At 50.4% G+C, this 20,769-nt stretch carries 21 protein-coding genes and 1 pseudogene; 18 read left to right on the top strand and 4 right to left on the bottom strand.

All coding sequences use genetic code 11. The features are described from left to right. Positions 1-116 precede the first annotated feature (116 nt). The 10 genes and pseudogenes from glnA to L7E55_RS06285 form a co-directional block, all read left to right on the top strand. Positions 117-1,448, top strand: coding sequence for a type I glutamate--ammonia ligase (gene glnA / locus L7E55_RS06330; protein WP_277443237.1), 1,332 nt, complete (start codon positions 117-119; stop codon positions 1,446-1,448). A 367-nt stretch (positions 1,449-1,815) separates the two neighbouring features. Next, on the top strand, positions 1,816-6,399 hold the full coding sequence (gene gltB / locus L7E55_RS06325) for a glutamate synthase large subunit (RefSeq protein WP_277443235.1): 4,584 nt from the start codon (positions 1,816-1,818) through the stop codon (positions 6,397-6,399). A 19-nt stretch (positions 6,400-6,418) separates the two neighbouring features. Continuing rightward, a complete protein-coding gene (gene gltD / locus L7E55_RS06320; protein WP_277443234.1) occupies positions 6,419-7,903 on the top strand; it encodes a glutamate synthase small subunit in 1,485 nt (494 codons plus the stop codon). Positions 7,904-8,180: 277 nt separating this feature from the next. Then, a complete protein-coding gene (locus L7E55_RS06315) occupies positions 8,181-8,420 on the top strand; it encodes an AbrB/MazE/SpoVT family DNA-binding domain-containing protein (RefSeq protein ID WP_277443231.1) in 240 nt (79 codons plus the stop codon). Continuing rightward, positions 8,401-8,826, top strand: coding sequence for a type II toxin-antitoxin system VapC family toxin (locus L7E55_RS06310; RefSeq protein WP_277443230.1), 426 nt, complete (start codon positions 8,401-8,403; stop codon positions 8,824-8,826). Before L7E55_RS06315 ends, L7E55_RS06310 begins: the two co-directional genes overlap by 20 nt. Before the next feature lie 362 nt (positions 8,827-9,188). Beyond that, on the top strand, positions 9,189-10,568 hold the full coding sequence (gene lpdA / locus L7E55_RS06305) for a dihydrolipoyl dehydrogenase (RefSeq protein WP_277443229.1): 1,380 nt from the start codon (positions 9,189-9,191) through the stop codon (positions 10,566-10,568). 131 nt (positions 10,569-10,699) lie between these two features. After that, positions 10,700-11,389 (top strand): lipoyl(octanoyl) transferase LipB, encoded by a 690-nt coding sequence (gene lipB, locus L7E55_RS06300; protein ID WP_277443228.1) that lies wholly within the window; start codon positions 10,700-10,702, stop codon positions 11,387-11,389. A 2-nt stretch (positions 11,390-11,391) separates the two neighbouring features. Continuing rightward, positions 11,392-12,255: a lipoyl synthase gene (gene lipA / locus L7E55_RS06295; RefSeq protein ID WP_338091179.1), complete on the top strand. Its 864-nt coding sequence runs from the start codon at positions 11,392-11,394 to the stop codon at positions 12,253-12,255. A gap of 82 nt (positions 12,256-12,337) precedes the next feature. After that, a complete protein-coding gene (locus tag L7E55_RS06290; protein ID WP_277443226.1) occupies positions 12,338-12,565 on the top strand; it encodes a biotin/lipoyl-containing protein in 228 nt (75 codons plus the stop codon). Next, positions 12,565-12,669 (top strand): annotated as a pseudogene (locus L7E55_RS06285) (helix-turn-helix domain-containing protein); the annotation flags it as partial. The gene L7E55_RS06290 and the pseudogene L7E55_RS06285, both read left to right, overlap by 1 nt. Before the next feature lie 207 nt (positions 12,670-12,876). On the opposite strand, the gene L7E55_RS06280 reads toward L7E55_RS06285, so the two are convergent. The 4 genes from L7E55_RS06280 to L7E55_RS06265 all read right to left on the bottom strand — a co-directional run bounded on the left by L7E55_RS06280 (position 12,877) and on the right by L7E55_RS06265 (position 15,606). Further along, a complete protein-coding gene (locus tag L7E55_RS06280; protein WP_277443225.1) occupies positions 12,877-14,217 on the bottom strand; it encodes an ammonium transporter in 1,341 nt (446 codons plus the stop codon). A 192-nt stretch (positions 14,218-14,409) separates the two neighbouring features. Beyond that, positions 14,410-14,700 (bottom strand): hypothetical protein, encoded by a 291-nt coding sequence (locus tag L7E55_RS06275; protein ID WP_277443224.1) that lies wholly within the window; start codon positions 14,698-14,700, stop codon positions 14,410-14,412. Between the two features lie 69 nt (positions 14,701-14,769). Then, on the bottom strand, positions 14,770-15,108 hold the full coding sequence (locus L7E55_RS06270) for a P-II family nitrogen regulator (protein ID WP_277443223.1): 339 nt from the start codon (positions 15,106-15,108) through the stop codon (positions 14,770-14,772). A 183-nt stretch (positions 15,109-15,291) separates the two neighbouring features. After that, positions 15,292-15,606 (bottom strand): Crp/Fnr family transcriptional regulator, encoded by a 315-nt coding sequence (locus L7E55_RS06265; protein ID WP_277443222.1) that lies wholly within the window; start codon positions 15,604-15,606, stop codon positions 15,292-15,294. A 300-nt stretch (positions 15,607-15,906) separates the two neighbouring features. On the opposite strand from L7E55_RS06265, the gene ilvN reads away from it, so the two are divergent. The 8 genes from ilvN to rimI all read left to right on the top strand — a co-directional run bounded on the left by ilvN (position 15,907) and on the right by rimI (position 20,662). After that, entirely contained in the window at positions 15,907-16,398 is a 492-nt protein-coding gene (gene ilvN, locus L7E55_RS06260; RefSeq protein WP_277443221.1) for an acetolactate synthase small subunit, read from the top strand. A 34-nt stretch (positions 16,399-16,432) separates the two neighbouring features. Then, the gene (locus L7E55_RS06255; protein WP_277443220.1) at positions 16,433-16,708 is read left to right on the top strand and encodes a CopG family ribbon-helix-helix protein; all 276 of its coding nucleotides are present in this window, start codon (positions 16,433-16,435) and stop codon (positions 16,706-16,708) included. A 3-nt stretch (positions 16,709-16,711) separates the two neighbouring features. Beyond that, the gene (locus tag L7E55_RS06250) at positions 16,712-17,062 is read left to right on the top strand and encodes a type II toxin-antitoxin system PemK/MazF family toxin (protein WP_277443219.1); all 351 of its coding nucleotides are present in this window, start codon (positions 16,712-16,714) and stop codon (positions 17,060-17,062) included. 54 nt (positions 17,063-17,116) lie between these two features. After that, positions 17,117-18,277 (top strand): amidohydrolase, encoded by a 1,161-nt coding sequence (locus tag L7E55_RS06245; RefSeq protein WP_277443218.1) that lies wholly within the window; start codon positions 17,117-17,119, stop codon positions 18,275-18,277. Between the two features lie 160 nt (positions 18,278-18,437). Next, positions 18,438-18,842 (top strand): response regulator, encoded by a 405-nt coding sequence (locus L7E55_RS06240; RefSeq protein ID WP_277443217.1) that lies wholly within the window; start codon positions 18,438-18,440, stop codon positions 18,840-18,842. 170 nt (positions 18,843-19,012) lie between these two features. Beyond that, the gene (gene tsaE, locus L7E55_RS06235) at positions 19,013-19,492 is read left to right on the top strand and encodes a tRNA (adenosine(37)-N6)-threonylcarbamoyltransferase complex ATPase subunit type 1 TsaE (protein ID WP_277443215.1); all 480 of its coding nucleotides are present in this window, start codon (positions 19,013-19,015) and stop codon (positions 19,490-19,492) included. After that, complete coding sequence (gene tsaB / locus L7E55_RS06230; protein ID WP_338091180.1) at positions 19,479-20,192, top strand: tRNA (adenosine(37)-N6)-threonylcarbamoyltransferase complex dimerization subunit type 1 TsaB; 714 nt, start codon at positions 19,479-19,481, stop codon at positions 20,190-20,192. The genes tsaE and tsaB overlap by 14 nt, the downstream gene beginning before the upstream one ends. Next, a complete protein-coding gene (rimI, locus tag L7E55_RS06225; protein ID WP_338091178.1) occupies positions 20,189-20,662 on the top strand; it encodes a ribosomal protein S18-alanine N-acetyltransferase in 474 nt (157 codons plus the stop codon). Before tsaB ends, rimI begins: the two co-directional genes overlap by 4 nt. Positions 20,663-20,769: the final 107 nt, after the last annotated feature.

Raw genomic sequence — 20,769 nt, 5'->3', positions numbered from 1 at the left:
CGCGCTACGGGGCGATGAGGCCTTCACGCACAGGCAAAATTAATTATTACCTGTAGTGGGGTCTTTTTGTAATTATTGCGCCGTGGTGACAGCAAACAGAAAGGTGTGAAATATAAGTGGCTAAGCTTACCAACGACGATGTGCGTAATCTGGCCAAGGACCTGGGAGTAAAGTTTGTGCGCCTTCAATTTACGGATATCTTCGGCATTTTGAAAAATGTCGCCATAACAGTTGAGCAACTGGATAAAGCCCTTGACGGTGAGTTGATGTTTGACGGCTCATCCATAGAGGGTTTTGTTCGCATTGAGGAATCCGATATGTATTTGCGGCCCGATCCGGCAACGTTTGCGACTTTTCCCTGGAAGCCCCAGGAAGGCGCGGTAGCCCGTTTAATCTGCGACATCTACGATCACGACGGCAAGCCTTTCGCGGGTGACCCGCGGTTTGTTCTGAAGAGGGCTATCCAAGAAGCCGCGGAAATGGGCTACACGATGAATGTGGGGCCGGAAGCCGAATTTTTCCTTTTCCACGTTGACAGTGAAGGAAAGCCCACTACCATCACCCACGACAAGGCCGGTTACTTCGACCTCACTCCCGTCGACCTGGGGGAGAACGCCCGGCGTGACATGGTACTGACTTTGGAGCAAATGGGCTTTGAGATAGAGGCCTCGCACCACGAGGTGGCGCCGGGCCAGCATGAGATCGACTTTAAGTTTGCGGAAGCGCTGGATATAGCGGACAAGGTTGTCACATTCAAGTTTGTGGTGCGCACCATTGCCCAGCGGCATGGCCTGCACGCGACCTTCATGCCCAAGCCGGTGTTTGGACTTTCAGGCTCCGGCATGCACATGAACCAGTCGCTGATGAAAAACGGAAAGAACGCCTTTTATGATCCTGCCGCCGCAGACGGTTTGGGGCAGGATTGTATTTATTATGTGGGCGGTTTGATGAAGCATGCCAGGGCGATATCGGCAATCGTGAACCCGACGGTTAACTCCTACAAGAGACTGGTTTCCGGCTATGAGGCGCCGGTATATGTGGCCTGGTCGGCACGCAACAGGAGTCCCCTGATCAGGATTCCGGCCAAGCGGGGAGAGTCCACCCGCATTGAGCTGCGCAACCCCGACCCGGCGTGCAACCCTTACCTGGCCATGGCGGTCTGCCTTAAGGCTGGTATTGAAGGTATCAAAAACCGGATTATGCCGCCCGCGCCGTGCAACCGCAACATTTACGAGATGACGCCGGCTGAAAGAGAGCAGCTTGGCATCGGCAGCCTGCCCGAAAATCTGCATGAGGCTGTGCAGGAATTAAAAAAAGACAAAGTAATTCAAGAAGCCCTGGGTGAACATATTTTTGGCAGATTTATCGAGGCGAAAGAGATCGAGTGGGATCGCTACCGGGTTCAGGTACATCCCTGGGAGATTGAGGAGTACCTGACCAAGTTTTAAATAAGAAGGCAGTTAAAATTTCTAACTCGACTTTCGGTGAACGAAAGTTGAGTTAGAATGGCATAAGGGCAAAAAACGATCTCGAATGGAAGATAATCGGCTTGGATTTCATGTTCCTTTGCCTGGTGAGGAAGGTCAAGTATAAACTTAGTAGACTTTTGGATGTTCTTTGTTCTTCTTTTGCATAGTTTCTAATTAACCAACAAAATACCAACAGAAAATGCGGATACAACGGCGTATCTAAGTTAAAGTTCGGCAATGAGGCCCGTATTGCAGGGTGCGGTGTTATAGCACGCCTGTAATGAGGCCTTTTCTTTTTCTAATACATTTTTTCATTTATTAAGGAGAGAAAGAAAGGTTGTAGAACATGAAAATCAATGGATTACCTTCAAAACAAGGCCTTTACGACCCGTGGTACGAACATGACGCCTGCGGCATCGGTTTTGTGGCGAACATAAAAGGAAAAAAATCAAACGACATCGTACGAAAAGCTCTCGCCGTTTTGCTTAATTTAGACCATCGCGGAGCCAGGGGAGCCGAGTTGAATACCGGTGACGGCGCGGGAATCCTCATGCAAATTCCGCATGCTTTTTTTGAAAAGGAATGTGCCAAGGAGGGTATCCACCTTCCCTCCGCGGGAAATTACGGCGTCGGTATGCTTTTCCTGCCTACGGATCCCACCTCGCGTGAAAGATGCGAACAAGCGCTGGAAAGAATCGTCGGGGAAGAAGGCCAGACCCCGCTGGGGTGGCGAACTGTTCCGACAGACAACCATACGCTTGGTGAAACCGCGAAACTGGCTCAACCATATATACGCCAAATTTTTATCGGGAAAAATCCGGACGTCAAAGACATCATGGCCTTTGAGCGCAAGCTTTACGTTATTCGCAAGCGGGCGGAAAAAGAAGTTCCCCGCGACTGCCTGCGGGAAGGGGATACTTTCTATTTTGCCAGTTTCTCCTGCAGAACGATAGTTTATAAAGGAATGTTGATTTCCGAACAGGTTGCCGAGTTTTATCCCGATCTAAACGACCCTGCCGTGGAAACCGCGCTGGCCCTGGTCCATTCCCGGTTCAGCACCAATACGTTCCCCAGCTGGGAGCGCGCCCACCCGTACCGTTACTTGATCCATAACGGGGAAATCAACACCCTGCGCGGCAACATCAACTGGATGCATACCCGCCAGGCCATGTGCGAGTCGGAACTGTTCGGCGAGGATATGGCAAAAGTCTTCCCTGTGATCGACCAGGACGGCAGTGACTCGGCCATGTTTGACAACTGCTTCGAGTTTTTGTCGCTCACGGGGCGTTCCCTGCCTCACGCCGCCATGATGATGATTCCGGAACCGTGGTCCAACCACGAAAGTATGAGCGACGAAAAGAAAGCGTTTTATGAATACCACGGCTGCTTGATGGAGCCGTGGGACGGACCCGCGTCCATCGCTTTCACGGACGGCGCGATCATCGGCGCCGTGCTTGACCGGAACGGCCTGCGGCCTTCGCGATATTACGTAACCAAAGACGACCTCATTGTTTTGGCCTCGGAAGTCGGTGTGCTTGACATACCGCCGGAGGACATAGTGCTGAAAGAACGGCTGCGCCCGGGGCGCATGCTGCTTGTCGACACGGTAGAGGGTCGCATTATCAGCGATGAAGAGCTTAAAACGAGCATGGTGACGGAGCATCCTTACCGGAAGTGGCTGGACGAGTTCCTGGTGAGCCTCGAACAACTGCCGGAGGCTCCTGATGTGCCGGAACCGGACTTTGAGATGGTGCTCAAGCGGCAGCAGGCCTTTGGTTATACTTATGAGGACCTTTCTAAAGTGCTGGAGCGCATGGCGAGAGACGGGGTGGAGCCGGTGGGGGCAATGGGGCATGACGGCCCGCTGGCGGTTTTATCGGACCAGCCTCAGCTTTTGTACAAATATTTTAAGCAATTGTTTGCCCAGGTGACCAACCCGCCGATTGACTCCATTCGCGAGGAGATCATTTTTGCCGTCGAGACCACCGTCGGCAGTGAAAAGAACCTGATCAAGCCGGAACCCGGCAGTTGCCGCCGGATCAGGCTGAAAGCGCCTGTCCTGACCAATGAAGAGTTGGCTAAAATCCGGCATCTGAAGATGGACGGGTTTAAAACGGTGACCTTGCCCATCCTGTTCAAAGTGGCGGAAGGAAGCCGGGGCATGGAAAAGGCGCTGGAAGACCTGTTCCATGCGGCCGGCCGGGCCATTGACGGCGGCGCCAATTTGCTGATATTATCCGACCGGGGTGTGGATGCCGAAAACGCGCCCATTCCGGCCCTGCTTGCCGTAGCGGGGCTGCATCACCACCTGATCCGGGAGAGAACCCGGAACAGGGTCAGCCTTTTGCTTGAATCAGGGGAACCGCGCGAAACGCATCACTTGGCGGTGCTGCTGGGCTACGGCGCAAGCGCCGTCAATCCTTACCTGGCCTTGGAAACGCTGGAGGATATGTCACGTCAGGGGATGCTGGACGGGATAACAGTCAAGGAGGCGCGGAAGAATTACATCAAGGCGGCTATTAAGGGCGTGGTCAAGGTTGCTTCCAAAATGGGTATATCCACAATCCAGAGCTACTGTGGAGCCCAGATATTTGAGGCTGTCGGGATTGACCAGTCTGTAATTGACAAATATTTTACCTGGACTGCTTCGCGTGTGGGCGGAGTCGGGCTGGCTGAAATCGCCGGTGAGGCGGCGCTCCGCCACCAGAGGGCTTTCTCGCCCGGCTGTGACAGCGCGCTGGATGCCGGCTCCACTTACCAGTGGCGGCATGACGGTGAAGAATATATGATCAATCCGGAAACTATCGCTTTGCTGCAGCAGGCCTGCCGCAATAGTGACTTTCCGTTATTTAAGAAATACTCGGCGCTGGTCGACGGCCAGAAAAACGCGCTGCGCAAGTATTTAGACTTTAAAAAAGACCGGACGCCCGTGCCGATTGAAGAGGTCGAACCGGTGGAGTCCATCTGCCGGCGCTTTAAGACCGGGGCCATGTCGTTCGGCTCGATCAGCAAGGAAGCCCACGAAACCATGGCTATCGCCATGAACCGCATTGGGGGCAAGAGCAATACGGGCGAGGGCGGGGAAGATCCGGCCCGCTTCAAGCCCCTGCCAAACGGCGATTCCCGGCGCAGCGCCATCAAGCAGGTGGCCTCGGGCAGGTTTGGCGTTACCAGTGAATACCTGGTCAACGCGGATGAAATCCAGATCAAGATGGCCCAGGGGGCAAAACCCGGTGAGGGCGGCCAGCTTCCGGGGCGCAAGGTGTATCCCTGGGTTGGCAAGGTCAGGGGGACCACGGCCGGGGTAGGCTTGATTTCACCCCCGCCGCACCACGATATTTATTCGATTGAAGACCTGGCTGAATTGATTCACGACTTAAAGAACTCTAATCCAAACGCCAGGATCAACGTTAAGCTTGTTTCGGAAGTTGGCGTGGGCACAATTGCGGCCGGGGTGTCCAAGGGGCGGGCTGATGTAGTATTAATCAGCGGCTTTGACGGCGGCACGGGGGCCTCACCCAGGACGAGCATCACTCATGCCGGCCTGCCCTGGGAACTCGGGGTGGCTGAGACACATCAAACGCTGGTGTTGAATAATTTACGCGACAGAATTATTGTTGAAACGGACGGAAAACTGATGACCGGCAGGGACGTGGTGATCGCCACACTGCTCGGCGCCGAAGAATACGGATTTGCCACAGTTCCACTGATCGTCATGGGCTGTGTTATGATGCGGGTTTGCAACCTGGATACCTGCCCGGTCGGCATAGCGACCCAAAACCCGGAATTGCGTAAGAATTTCAAGGGCGACCCGCAGCATGTAGTCAACTTTATGAGGTTTATCGCCCGGGAAATACGGGAAATTATGGCGGAACTCGGTTTCCGCACTGTTAACGAAATGGTTGGCCGCACCGATGTGCTGGAAGCCAAGAAAGATATAGATCACTGGAAGGCGAAAGGACTGGACCTGTCGGCCCTGCTCTGGCAGCCCGACGTTCCGGAAAACGTCGGGAGGTACTGCCAAACTGAACAATATCACGGGTTGGAGAAATCTCTGGATAAACAGGAGCTATTAAAGAGATGCGAGCCGGCCCTGGAGCGCGGGGAGCCGGTTGAGGCCAGGCTGCCTATTCTGAACACCAACCGGGTGGTAGGCACTATATTGGGCCATGAGGTGACCAAGCGCTACGGTGGGGTAGGCCTGCCCGAGGATACAATCCGTCTTTACTTTGATGGTTCCGCCGGGCAAAGTTTTGGCGCTTTTGTTTCCAGGGGAATTACGCTCACCCTTGAAGGAGACGCCAACGATTACTACGGCAAAGGCCTTTCGGGCGGCAAGCTGATTGTTTTTCCGCCGGCTAAAGCGACCTTCGTGCCGGAAGAAAACATCGTTGTCGGCAATGTGGCCTTTTACGGCGCGACATCAGGGGAAGCTTATATCCGGGGCGTGGCCGGTGAAAGATTCTGTGTCAGAAACAGCGGTGTGAATGCTGTTGTTGAAGGTGTAGGCGACCACGGATGTGAATATATGACCGGCGGCCGTGTTGTCGTGCTTGGCGTGACCGGCAGGAACTTCGCGGCCGGCATGTCGGGCGGGGTTGCCTATGTGCTTGACGAAGACGGGACGTTCCCGGATCGCTGCAACTACGAGATGGTAACTATTGAAACTCTTGAAAATGCCGGTGAAACTGCCGAGGTTAAAGAAATGATTCAAAGACATTTAAAATATACCCGAAGCGAAAAAGCCCGGGTGGTTCTGGATAAATGGGACGAAATGGCGCCGAAATTTGTAAAGGTTATTCCAAAAGATTACAAGCGCATGCTTGAAGCCATTGACCGGGCGCATCAGATGGGCCTTGGCGGTGATGAAGCCATTATGGTCGCTTTTGAAGAAAATCTAAAAGACGTATCTCGGGTCAGCGGGAACTAACCGGTGAGGAGGAAGTATCATGGGTAAGCCGACAGGATTTATGGAATATCAGAGGGAACTCCCGGACGACCGTGCTCCTTTGGAGCGCATAAATGACTGGGACGAACTTCATTGCCCTTTTTCGGAGGAAAAGTTAAAAATTCAGGGATCGCGCTGCATGGGTTGCGGCACGCCCTTCTGCCATAGCGGAACCGTGATAAACGGCATGATTTCAGGTTGCCCCAACCATAATCTGATCCCCGAGTGGAATGACCTGGTGTCCAGGGGCCTGTGGAAAGAGGCGTTGACACGCCTGTTAAAAACGAATAACTTTCCGGAGTTTACGAGCAGGGTTTGCCCGGCCCTTTGTGAGGGCGCGTGTGCCGCCGGGTTGTACAGCGACCCTGTCACTACGAAAATTATCGAGAATGCCATTATCGAGCGTGCCTATGAAGAGGGATGGATAGCCCCGTGCCCGCCTTCCGGCAGGACTGGCAAAAAAGTTGCAGTGGTTGGCTCCGGTCCTTCCGGCCTGGCCTGCGCGGACCAGCTTAACAAAGCCGGTCACCGGGTTACTGTTTTTGAGCGTGCCGACCGGGTTGGCGGGCTTTTGATGTACGGCATCCCCAATATGAAGCTTGACAAAAGGATTGTTCAGCGGCGCGTTGATTTGATGGCGGCGGAAGGTGTCACTTTTGTAACAAGCACGGAAGTGGGCAAAGACTATCCCGCGAAAAAGCTCTTACAAGAATTCGACGCGGCAGTTCTTTGCGGAGGCTCGACAAAACCGCGCGATCTGCCGATTGAGGGCCGAAACCTGAAGGGAATTCACTTCGCGGTGGAATTTTTGGGCGCAAGTACCAAGAGCCTGCTGGACTCCGGTCTTGCCGACGGGAATTATATCTCCGCCGCGGGCAAAGACGTTATTGTGATCGGCGGCGGTGACACCGGCACCGACTGTGTCGGCACCGCCCTGCGCCACAAATGCAATAGTGTCAACCAGCTTGAGATCATGCCGAGGTTGCCGCTCGAACGTGCCGCCAATAACCCCTGGCCCCAATTCCCGCGGGTATTTAAAGTTGATTACGGCCAGGCGGAAGCGGAGGCTCTTTACGGAGCCGACCCCCGTCATTACTGCGTCACGGCGCAAAAATTTGCCGGAGATGAGTATGGCTATGTAAAAGAAGTACACACTATTCAGGTTGAGTGGATAAAAGATGATCAGGGCCGCCTTGCGCCCAGGGAAATTCCCGGTACCGGGAAAGTTTGGTCCGCCCAGTTGGTGCTGTTGGCCATGGGGTTTACCGGTCCGGAAAACACCCTGCTCGACCAGCTCGGTGTCGAGCGCGACGGGTTTTCCAACGCGAAGGCTGAATACGGCAAGTTTGCGACCAATGTCAAAGGAGTATTTGCCGCCGGCGACATGCGCCGGGGTCAAAGCCTCGTGATCTGGGCGATCAATGAAGGGCGCGGCGCGGCGCGCGAGTGTGACCGCTACCTGATGGGTTCCACCATGCTAAAGTGATCAGTAGACAGGAGTCAGAAATTCAGGAGTCAGAATAAAAGAAAAGTATTTTGGGCAGGGATGATGAAATTCATCCCTGCTTTTTATGAGTGCAAAAGCATTGTAGTTATCAGTTGTAGAAAAATGAATTTCATAACACCGTGATTTATTATTATCAATATATTCTTTTGGTATTTTTTTGAAACAACCGATAAATCTATTAACAAATAATAAATACCTTATAATTGATATTAAGTCAGCTTACATTTATAATGTAAGATAAAGGAGGTGTAAGGCAGTGCCGGTTATCACAGTTTCTTCAAAAGGACAAATAATTATCCCTTCAGAAATAAGAAAAAAATTCAATATTAAACAAGGAGATAGGTTTCAACTACACGAACACGAAGGTAAGTTAGTTTTGGTACCATTACAGGATAGACCATTTGTTAAGCTTCATGGTACTTTAAAAGGTAAAACAAGCTTAACCGGGTCGCTGCGAAAAGAACATGCCCTGGAAATTGAGAAAGAAGAACGATAAAGTTTTCGTTTTGGATGCGTATGCCTTGCTTGCTTTTTTGGAAGCTGAGGAGGGGGGAGATATTGTTAATGAATATCTCCAGGGTCCTGGGGCACAGTTTTATATAAGTGCGATTAATTTAGGTGAAGTATTTTATATTGTACTTCGAGAGCGAGGTATGGAAACTGCGGAGATCGTTGAGTCTGAAGTAATGCAAGCTAATAATATTCGTATTGTAGATGTCACTTGGGAACGGGCTAAATTAGCTGGGATATTTAAGTCGAGGGGTGGTATCTCCTTTGCAGATTGTTTCGCCGCTGCGCTTGCTTTAGAAAAAGATGCGCCACTCATTACTGGGGATAAAGAATTTCAAAAAGTAACTGATAAAATAAAAATTATTTGGTTAGGTCCTCAAAAATCTTGTTAGAGAATACTCCGGCTAATCCCCTCTTTTTCAAATGAGGGATATCATATTAAGAATAATTTTTGTAACTAGTATACTCATTAATATAGCCGTTAGGTAATTTAAAAAAATCATTTTGATTCATCCTTCGTGAACATCTGTCAAATACTTTGGCTGACCACCAATTACTGACAGTATAGTAATACTATATTGAAACTATTTTCATGTCAAGGTAATAAAAATATTATGGGCCGGCAACCGGCAGACGGCACTTGGACACCGGGTTGTACTGCGGAGTGTTTCACTTGCGCGGCGGGGTTGATTCGGATAAACTGGGTGAAAAGTAGACGTCTGACGACCGACAACTGTTTAGCGAGGTGGGTATAGTGTGCTATAAAATTGTGATTATAGGCGCCGGTCCGGGCGGCTATGTCGCCGCGGTCCGGGCGGCCCAACTGGGCGCTAAAGTCGCCTTAATTGAAAAGGACGAAGTGGGCGGCACCTGCTTGAACCGGGGGTGCATCCCGACTAAAACACTGGCGTACGGCGCCGAATTGTTGAATAACATCCGCCGCGCTGCCGAATTCGGCATTGCCACGGGAGAAGTGACGGTTGATTTCAGCCGCCTGGTGGAGCGGAAAAATAAAGTCGTGTCTCAACTGGTTACGGGGGTAAATTATCTTATTAAAAAGAATAAAATAGATTTGATTAAGGGTACGGCCCGCCTGCAGGCTCCGGGTAAAGTCAGTGTGGCGGCGGAAGGCGGCGAAGAAATAGTTTTAACAACAGATAATATTATTATCGCCACTGGAACCGAGCCGGCACTAATCACAGCTTTAGGCTACGACGGGGAGTTGGTGCTCACCTCCAATGAGGCGTTAAACATCGCTGACGTTCCGGAAAAGATGCTGGTTGTCGGCGGCGGGGTGATTGGCTGTGAGTTCGCCTGTATCTTTAATGCCCTGGGATCGAAAGTAACCGTGCTGGAAGTGATGCCCGCCATCTTGCCGGCGGTAGATCAGGAAGCGGCCAAGACAATGCAGGGACTGCTAAAACGGCAGGGTATCACTGTTAAAACCAAGGCGAATATCCTGGAAGTGAAGAAGTCTGCCGGAACTGTTACCGCCGTGTTGGAATCGGGTGAAGAAATTGCTGCCGGCAGGGCGCTTATTTCCATCGGCCGGACGATGAACACCCACGGTTTGGGGTTGGAAGAAGCTGGTGTGGCCTTGGGGCAGCGCGGTGAGGTCATTGTTAACGGTAAACTTGAAACCAGCGTTCCCGGCATCTACGCGATTGGCGACATTACCGGCAAAATCCAGCTTGCCCATGTCGCTTCCGCCCAGGGCCTGGCCGCGGTCGACAATATTTTAGGCCGTCCCCGTGAGATGGACTACCGGGTAATACCTAATTGCGTCTTCACCCACCCGGAAGTTGCGGGTGTCGGTTTGACTACCCAGGAGGCGCAAGAAAAAGGAATCAATGTCAAATCGGGTAAATTCCCCTTTATCGCCAGCGGCAAGGCGAAAGCCATGGGTGAAACAAATGGATTTGTCAAAATTCTTGCCGATCCGGAAAGCGACCGGGTGCTCGGAGTGCATATTGTCGGGCCGCACGCCACCGACCTGATCGCTGAAGCCGCCCTGGCCGTCAAGATGGGGGTCACGGTTAAGCAGCTGACAGAAACCATTCACGCCCACCCGACATTGCCCGAGGCCGTGCTGGAAGCCGCCGGGGCCGTACACGGCATGAGCATACACACGTGAAATGACAGTATTCAGTAGTCAGGAGTCAGTAGTCAGAATAAAAGAGTGGTTTTTGACTCGTAATATTCTGAATTCCGACTACTGAATTCTGACTACCTATATAGAAAAGTTTTCCGGAGGAGGGCGAACTCTTGAATCGCTGGTGCCGGGTACTGTATCTAGGACTATGTGATTATCTTAAAGCGTACAACCTGCAAAAAAGGCTGGTTAAGGAACGGGTAACCGGGAAAATTCCTGACACACTCCTGTTGTTGAGCCACCCGCCGGTCTATACGATTGGCCGGAGCGGGTCCAGGAAACATATCCTTGCGCCGGACTATGTGCTGGAGCGTGAGGGCATCAAAGTATATGAAGTCGACCGGGGTGGCGATATTACTTACCATGGCCCCGGTCAGCTTGTCGGTTACCCCATCTTAAATTTAAGGCAGCACGGAAGCGACCTCCATAAATTGCTGCGCATGTACGAAGAGGTGTTCATCCGGGTCCTGGCGGAATACGGCGTCGAGGCAGGCCGCCTGGACCGGTATCCCGGGGTTTGGGCCGGTCAGGATAAGATATGCGCCGTTGGGATCGGGGTCAGCAACTGGGTTAGTTATCATGGATGGGCTTTTAATATTAATCCGGATATGAAGTATTTCAGCTTTATTACTCCCTGCGGCATCCGGGATAAGGGAGTGACCTCGTTAACCAGGCTCCTCGGCCGGGATGTCCCGGAATTTGAAATTATGGCAACCGTTGGGGGACATTTCGGGGATGTATTTAATCTTCAGATAGAAGCCGGCTATTCAGCGGCCGAACTGAGTGAGGCGGTGGGGATATGACCGTGACGGGGCGTTTTCCGCCCTGGCTGCGCAAAACAATAGTTACTTCCGTTAAAGTAGCTCACACCAGGGAACTGCTGTCCGGACTGCGTCTGCATACAGTCTGCCAGGGAGCGCGGTGCCCCAACCAGGCGGAATGCTTTTCCCGGAAAGTCGCCACCTTTATGATCCTGGGTGATACCTGCACTCGTGGTTGTGCTTTTTGCGCTGTAAACAAGGGGACACCGGCGGCGCCGGATTCAGGCGAGCCGGAGCGGGTGGCGGAAGCGGCAGCCGTGCTGGGTTTAAAACATGTGGTGGTTACGTCGGTAACCCGGGACGACTTGCCGGACGGCGGCGCGGGGCATTTTGCCGGTACTATTGGGCTTATTAGAAAGATAGCGCCGGACGCCACCATTGAGGTCCTTACCCCGGATTTCCAGGGCAAACCGGAGTCGATTGCCGAAGTGGTTGCCGCCGGACCTGATGTTTTTAACCATAATATCGAAACGGTTCCCAGACTTTATCCTACTGTAAGGCCGCAGGCTGATTTTACAAGGTCGGTAGATTTTTTAAAAAAAGTTAAGGAACTAGCGCCTGGGATCACTACCAAGTCCGGTCTGATGGTTGGCTTGGGTGAGAGCAGTGAAGAGGTTCTGAATGTAATGCGCATTTTACGCTCCGCAAGCTGCGACATCCTCACTATCGGGCAATATCTTCGTCCTTCAGATGTTCAACTGCCGGTAATGGAATATGTCTTGCCGGAGACTTATGATTTTTACATGGAAAAAGGGTTGTCCATGGGGTTCGGGGAAGTTGCGGCAGGCCCGTGGGTGCGCAGTTCTTACCAGGCCGGTGAAGTGTATCGCAAATATAGTTTGAAGTAGGCTTAAAATCGCCCTAATGGCAAACCTACATCAACTTAACAACTATATAGTCAATTAAAGTACAATAAGGGAGGTTTATCATATGGAAGTCAAGTTGCCGTTTCTCGCTGAAGGTGTTGAGGAATGTACCGTTACTTTCTGGCACGTGAAGGAAGGCGACAAGGTTGAAGAAGAGGATGATCTGGTTGAAATGGAGACCAGTAAAGCAATTTTCAATGTGCCTTCTCCTTCGGGCGGAACTATTAAGGAAATCATGGTAAGTGAGGGTGACGTGGTCAAAGTGGGGGATACCCTTTGTATTATTGAGTAAACAATATCAGCCGCCTGGAAAGCGGAACGTACAATCCGTCCCTCGACTTTCTGGCAAAGGTTGCCCGATCTCTTGGGAAAGAGGTACAAATTACGCTGAAATGAAACATCGCAGGATGCCACAAAAAAGGTAATGGCGCATCGTATGGGCCTGGCCACGATTGAAGAAACCTGCAAAAGAAAATGGCATGACGTCAAGCGCCATACCATTTCGACATACCCCTTTGGGGGAGCTCTTTTATTGACTTTGCTTTGATTAACTTGTGTATAAACTATACCGGAATAAAAGTCTCTTGCTTTAAGGCGTTGAGTTTATGGCTCAATGTTTTGAGCGGTATTCACCAGTAGCGCTTTCTGCGGCTGGATACCGCCAAAGGAGTGTGCCGGGTTCTCTTCGATGTCGTAAAGCGGGTTTGTCATCAGTCCCGTGTATGCTGTGATGCCATGTTCATTCAAATCCAGTCCTTCAAATTCTTCCTGGGCGGATACCCGGATACCGACTGTTTTCTTTAACGCTGTGAACACCAGGTAAGTGGCAGTGAAAGCCCATACCGATACTGAAAGAACGCCGAGCGCCTGAACGCCCAGGAGCCCGGCGTCGCCGCCGTAAAACAAGCCGCCCTGCTGGGCAAACAAGCCAACCGCCAGGGCTCCCCATGTGCCGCCTGCCCCGTGCACGGCAATAGCGCCTACCGGGTCGTCAGCCTTGATTTTGTCAAAGAAGCTCACTGCCAGAACCACCAATACTCCGGCTACTCCGCCTATTATCACCGCGCCGGCCGGTTGCACGTAAGCTGTCCCGGCCGTAATGGCGGCGAGTCCTGCCAGCGCTCCGTTCATAGCCATACTGGGGTCGGCTTTGCCGTATTTGAACATGGTAAACAGGATGCCGGCGGTGCCGCCTGCCGCCGCGGCCAGGTTGGTGGTCAGGGCGATCCTGGCTATATTCATGTCCAGTCCGGAGAGGGAACTGCCCGGATTGAAGCCGAACCAGCCAAACCACAGAATAAAGGTCCCCAAAAAGGCCAGGTGCAAGTTGTGAGCGGGCAGAACATTTAAAGAGCCGTCTTTGTTATACTTCCCTGTTCGCGGACCCAGCGCCAGCACGGCTGCGAGGGCGCTCCAGCCGCCCACGGCGTGCACAACCGCCGATCCGGCGAAGTCCAGCATCCCGAGTTTTCCCAGCCAGCCGTTAACCCCCCATACCCAGTGGCCGGCGACAGGATAAATCAAGGCGGCTGCCACCGCGGTATAGATAATGTAAGGGCCGTATTTCATCCGTTCGGCCACCGCGCCGGAAACGATCGAGGCCATGGCCATGGCAAAGGCTGCCTGGAATAACCAATAAGCATAGATTGGTATTCTTAATTGAATGTGGCTCAGGTCGCCGCCGATTAAAAACCCGGTGCTTCCGAAAACGCCGGCCCGGTCCAAGCCGTACATTATTCCAAAGCCTGCCGCCCAGTAACTGAGCATCCCGATTGTGCTGTCGGTGAAAACTTTCATCACGATATTCATAGAGTTCTTGGCGCGGATAAAACCGGCTTCCAGGAAGGCGAACCCGCCTTCCATAAAGAATACCAGGGCCGCGCAGAGCAATACCCACACGGTATCCACACCGGACGCAAGATCTTGCACATTGATTTCAGTCATTGGTTTTTACTCCTCCCATTTCTTCCATGAAAATTTGCCATCGGCGGCCAGCAGGCTTACAATGCGGCGCCTGTTCAACCTTACCTGAATAAAATAAAAACGTTCTTTAAGACCGGATTATAGTCATACCGGTCAAAAAGAGCGCCTTCGCCCGTTTAACATCCCTGTCGAAATATTATAATTGCATGTATCTTATATCGCGGCAGCGGCTTTATCTTTGCTAATTGCGCGCCGCCATTTATCAACGACTTCATGTTTTCGCGCGCCGGTATTGGCGGCTTCTTCGGCCAGGTCCAATAAAGCGCTTAAATCATTGATATTAATCAAGAATGCTTCGTGAATTCCCGGTTGCTTAAATTGATTGAAAATCCCTCTTAATTTGTCAATACGGCAACTTGAACAGTGTTGGCGGGTGAGCAGACAGTTATCGCAGCTTTTGTCAAACAACGCTTCAATTTTTTTAAGATCGTCATTGTCTATCAAGATAGTCCCCTCCCATAAAAAGAAAACGCCCCAAATAAACTATTCAAGGGCGTCGTCGACCTTGTGTTTTTATAATGCGTCTTGACCAGATTCGCCGGTACGGATGCGAAAAGCGTTTTCCACAGGTAAAATAAAAATTTTTCCGTCGCCGATTGCGCCTGTATATGCTGCTTCTTTGATAATGTCCACTACGTCCTCGACCTGATAGTCACTGATAACGATCTCCAGCTTGATTTTCGGCAACAGGTTGATACTGTATTCATTGCCGCGATATACACCAACCCTGCCTTTCTGCAATCCGCAACCTACCACCTGGCTTACTGTCAAGCCTTGGATGTTATACTTGCCTAAAGCATCTTTTACTTCTTCCAACTTTTCCGGACGGATAATGGCCTCAATTTTTTTCACAAAACAACCTCCTTGTTGTTTTCTTGCTAAAATAAAAAGTGTCGCAAAAATACCATAAATCATTACGGCATTTAAGGACACCCTCGGCCTCAATACTTCTATGTACCTTATTATCATATTTACCTTAAGTTATTTTAACCTGGCAGCGTACTTTTGGCAAGGGGATATCTATAAAAATTGCCGCTACATAACTTGCCGGCATAGATCGTCCAGGTTTATTACTTGAAGTTTTTTCCGGGTTACTTTGATTAAATTGCTGTCCTGCAGTTCAGCGAGCACTTTAGTCATTGTCTCCCTGGATATTCCGACAAGCTTGGCAAGTTCAGCATGAGTTAACTGCAGTGATATGGTTATTTCCCCTTCTTCCGGCCGTCCGTATTCTTTGGCCAGACTGATTAAATTATAAATCACCCGGGAACGGGCGTTTAAAAACACCAGTTCCTCGATCTGTCTATTAGCCTGCTTTAACCTGTTAGATAAAATTTCAATAATTTTCACGGGTAACCCATTTTACGACCCGGTCCAATTCGCTTTGCTCGAGACCTTCGAAAATTGATATTTTACTAAAACTGATCATGGTAACCTCCGAGACTTTGCGTAAATATATAATAACATAAAACCCATTTATCGTCGTTATGCTATATTTCGCGCAGGTGTGCTTATAAGTTTAAGAAGCAGGGACTTTTGCGCTTAATTATGGTATAATATGTGGTATAACAAATAATTTTATTATGCTATAAAGTTTACTATTGCACAGTAGTATTATAGTGATAATAATGTCGGGCGGGAGGGCTTGATTTGAGACATACACTGGCAGTGTTGGTAACTAATAAACCGGGCGTCCTGGCCCGTATATCCGGCCTACTCAGCAGGAGGGTATTTAACATTGAAAGCATTGCTGCCGGATATACTGAAGAAACAGGTGTGACACGCATTACCATTGTCGTTCAAGGGGATGACTATATCTTGGATCAGGTTATGAAGCAGCTGTCTAAGCTGGTCGATGTCATTAAGATAGTTGAACTGAAGTATGAAGATTCAGTTGACCGTGAGCTTGCATTAATCAAGGTGAATGTTGAAGTTGACCGCAGGTCGGATATAATCAATCTTGTTTCAGTATTCCGGGCTAATATTATTGACGTGAGCAAGGATACAATGATAATAGAGATATTAGGTGACGAGAAGAAGATAAACGCGTTTTGCGTGGCATTGGAAGACTACGGTATTGTGGATATGGTGCGCACCGGGAAAGTGGCGCTGTCACGCGGCCGTGGCGCGGTGAAACACTGATACTATTATCGCTTCATGAAAGGGGGTCCGGTTCGTGCCACGGGTTGAGAAATTTATGGTCAGTTTGCCTGATTCACTTCTGGCCGAAGTGGACCGGATCGCAGCCGCCGAGCAGATTAGCCGGAGCGATATTATCCGCGAGGCCGTAAAGCTTTACATTGAAGATCGCAGAAGGCGGTTATTTATTGAGCAAATGAAAAAAGGATACCTGGAAATGGCTAATATCAACCTTGCACTTGCTATTGAGCATTACCGCCTGGAGTCGGAAGTCACACAAAAGTTCGAACTACCGGGGACGGAGGTAAAATAAGCCATGCTGATCCGCCGGGGTGATATTTTTTATGCTGATCTGAGCCCGGTTGTCGGCTCGGAACAGGGGGGGACAAGGCCGGTGCTGATAATACAAAACGACATTGGAAACCAGTACAGCCCCACCACCATTGTTGCCGCGATTACTTCCCAAATTGCCAAAGCTAAGCTTCCTACACACGTGGAGATGCCGGCCCACCCAGGTGGAATGGGAAAAAATTCTGTAATTTTGCTGGAACAAATCAGGACGATAGACAAAAGCAGACTTTTGGAAAAAATAACGTCTCTTGACAGTGAGATGATGGTTAAAGTGAAACAGGCGGCGGAAATAAGTCTCGGTTTGTTGGATTTATAAAAAAGAACATCCGGTGAGGATGTTCTTTTTGTAACAAAGTAGAGGTGAGCAAAAATGCTGGCTGTCGCAGGCGGTATGATTATTACCATGGCGGGGCGCGTAATAGACAGGGGAACTTTGCTGGTAGATAACGGCAAGATTTATGGCGTCGAGAACGGTATCGTCATTCCCCGGGGCGCGGAAAGCGTTGATGTATCGGGAAAGGTGGTTATGCCCGGGATGATCGACGCGCACAGCCACCTCGGCATTGTTGAAGAGATATACCGGGAAGAGGGAGACGACTGTAACGAGAGCACCGACCCGGTCACTCCGCATCTGCGCGCCATTGACGCGATCAACCCGGCGGATCTGGGATTTCGCGACGCTCTCGCGGGAGGGGTCACCACTGTTGTGACAGGTCCCGGCAGCGCAAATATCATCGGTGGCGAAATGGCGGCGGTAAAAACGCACGGCACGGTGATAGATGATATGATCGTCCGCTTTCCGGTCGGCCTGAAGGCTGCTTTAGGTGAAAATCCAAAACGCAGTTACGGGCGTGAAAAAAAGACGCCCGCCACCCGCATGGCTTCCGCGGCGATTTTAAGAGAAGCGCTGGTGCGCGGGCAGGAATACATGAAGAAGTCTTCTTCAGGCATAGCTAAAAATGCAGCCGCGTTTGAGAAAGACCTGAAGCTGGAAGCGCTGGCCGGGGTGCTGAAGCGGGAGATTCCCTTGCGGGTGCACGCCCACCGCGCTGACGACATTATGACAGCGGTCCGCATTGCCCGGGAGTTTCAGGTGGATCTGGTTGTCGAGCACTGTACCGAGGGCCATATCGTAGCGCGGAAACTGGCGGAGCTAAGGATTCCCGCCGTCGTCGGCCCGGTGATCACAAACAGGGCCAAGGTGGAAATGCAGGGACTGACCCTCCAAACGGCCAGAGTGCTCTCGGAGGCTGGAGTGCTTTTTGCGATAATGACCGACCATCCGGTTGTGCCTATTCAGTATCTGGCTGTTTCCGCCGCCATGACTGTTAAAGGCGGTTTAACTGTAGACGCCGCTCTACGGGCGGTAACCATAGATGCCGCGAAGATATTAAAGTTGGATCATCGCCTGGGGAGTTTGGAACCGGCGAAAGACGCCGATTTTGTCGTAATGGATCGACATCCCTTTGATTTTCTTTGCCGTGTGGAACAAGTATTTATTGACGGAGTTAAAGTTTATTCGCTCATATAAGAGTTTCTACTGAAAAAAATTTGCTGCGAAAAAGTTTTGGATTTCTGAATAAATTTAAGAAAATTGCTTAGAAATATTGCAATTAGTTGTCGAATTGAATATAATTGGATTATTAAACTTAATTGCTATATAATGTAAATTTTTGTCGGGAGGTGATGAAATGCGACGAGAGCCGTTAGATGTTCTAATTGTAGACGACCAAGCCGGGGTGCGTTATTTGCTGGAAATTATCGTTCGGGATTCGGGTCACCGGGCTCATACCGCCGGTAATGGACTTGAAGCAGTTGATTTGGCTCGTTCCATCCGTCCCGATTTAATCTTCATGGATGTACGGATGCCCTTGATGGGGGGGCTGGAGGCTTTGGAGAAAATTAAGGCGCTGGCCCCCGAAACAAATGTGGTGATCATGACTGCGTTCAGTTCGGAAGAAACGGTTTCACAAGCTATGCAAAAAGGGGCGCTTACCTGTATTGTCAAGCCTTTTGATGTGGACGAGCTAAAAGAATTCCTTAAGGGATTTGACCGCGATTGCCCTGCTTTTGGAAAAACGGCTGCAAGCGGTTGAGTAAGCAGAATTTTTATTTTCTTTTAATCTCCTTCCAATAGTGGAAGGGTTTTTTGTTGTTTGGACAAACTTTTGTTATAATGAAACGTATAAAATGCAAGCTTTTATTATAATATTTAATGTTTTCGCCCTCTTTCGGGTAGGGGTGTTTTGATATCGGGGTGAACGTGTTGCCTGTAATTAAAACTACGACACCAAAGGAAACCGCCTGTGTGGGAAAAAAACTGGGCGCGTTGTTGCGTCCGGGCGACGTGGTATGTCTGAATGGCGACCTTGGGGCCGGAAAGACCCGGTTTGCCCAGGGAGTGGCTTGTGGCATGGGGGTCGACGGGCCGGTGACCAGTCCCACTTTTACCATCATCAATGAGTATCTGGGCCGGCTGCCTCTTTATCATATGGATTTTTACCGGCTGGAAGACGCTCTGGAATTAGAAGATTTGGGTTATGAAGAATATTTTTACGGCAGCGGTGTAACAGTAATTGAGTGGCCGGAGCGGGTGGCGGAATTGCTCCCGGCCGTTAGACTGGATATCTTTATTGACAGGAGTCCGGAAAGTGAGGAAGCCAGGAATATTTCTTTCGTTCCATATGGAGATGACTTGACGGGCATGGTTGAGGAGTTGATGGGTCTTGTATGTGTTGGGGATTGAATCCGCCACTCCGGTGGCCGCGGTTGCTGTCGCCGGTAGAGAGGGAATCCTGGCCGAGCGCATGGTTCTAAATAAACGGACACATTCTGTAAATTTGCTTCCGATGATTAAGGCTGCACTTGAAGATGCGGAGATTGAACGCCGCGACCTGACCGGTATAGCGGTGTCCAGCGGGCCGGGGTCTTTCACCGGCCTGCGGATTGGGATGAGTACCGCCAAGGCTTTGGCCCAGGTATGGGAGTTGCCGGTAGCGGGTATTTCTACTCTGGAAACCCTCGCTCACGCCTTTGCCGGACATAACCGTTTGATATGTCCGGTATTGAACGCCCGGAAAAATGAAGTATACACTGCTGTATATGATTATTCCGGCATGGCTCCGGTTCTGTTGATGAGTCCCAGAGCCGCGCGGATAGAGGAATTAATCAAATTGTTAGCGGGTTACCAAAAGCCGGTGACTTTTTTAGGAGACGGATTGCCGGTTTATGGCGATCAGCTTAAAACCGGCCTGGCGCAAATGGCGGTATTTGCCCCGCTGGCTGCTAGTTACCCGAGGGGTGCCGCGGTAGCTGAGCTAGGTTTAGTGGCGTTTGACAACGGAAGGGGTGTCAGCCCATCACGGTTGCAGCCGGAATATATCAGACTATCTGAGGCTGAGGTAATTTGGCGGAAAAAACATTGTGCCGGGGGATTGGAATTGTGAAAGTTACTTTTTGTAAAATGGGCCCTGAACACCTGGATCAAGTGTTTGAAATCGAACAAGCGTCCTACCCGGCTCCCTGGTCCCGTCAAACTTTTTCTTCTGAAATAAAAAACAGCTTTGCCCATTATATAGTAGCGTTAGTGAATGGACAGGTGGCAGGCTACGGAGGCATGTGGCTTGTTCTTGAAGAAGCGCAGATTACTAATGTCGCCGTGCATCCTGATTACCGGATGAATAATATCGGTAAAATGCTGATGATGGAATTGATCAGGCGGGCAGCTTTATTCGGGATCTTTAAGATGACCCTTGAAGTGCGCCCGTCAAACCTGATTGCCCGGCATCTGTATACAACTATGGGTTTCATAGAAAAAGGGCTGCGGAAAAAGTATTACACCGATAACAATGAAGACGCTATTATCATGTGGAAATATGGCCTTGAGAACGGACAGGGTGTATTAGTGAACACATGAGTCCGACTTCATGGAATGATTTTGAAGATACAATTAATCCTAAAAATTTTGAATAGTTGATTAATAGGAATATATGGGTTATACTTTTGTTGAAATTTGCCAAAAGT

Origin of the sequence: Pelotomaculum isophthalicicum JI (assembly GCF_029478095.1) — a bacterium.
GTDB classification, from domain to species: domain Bacteria; phylum Bacillota; class Desulfotomaculia; order Desulfotomaculales; family Pelotomaculaceae; genus Pelotomaculum_D; species Pelotomaculum_D isophthalicicum.
This window is presented reverse-complemented; position numbering and strand designations above follow the sequence as displayed.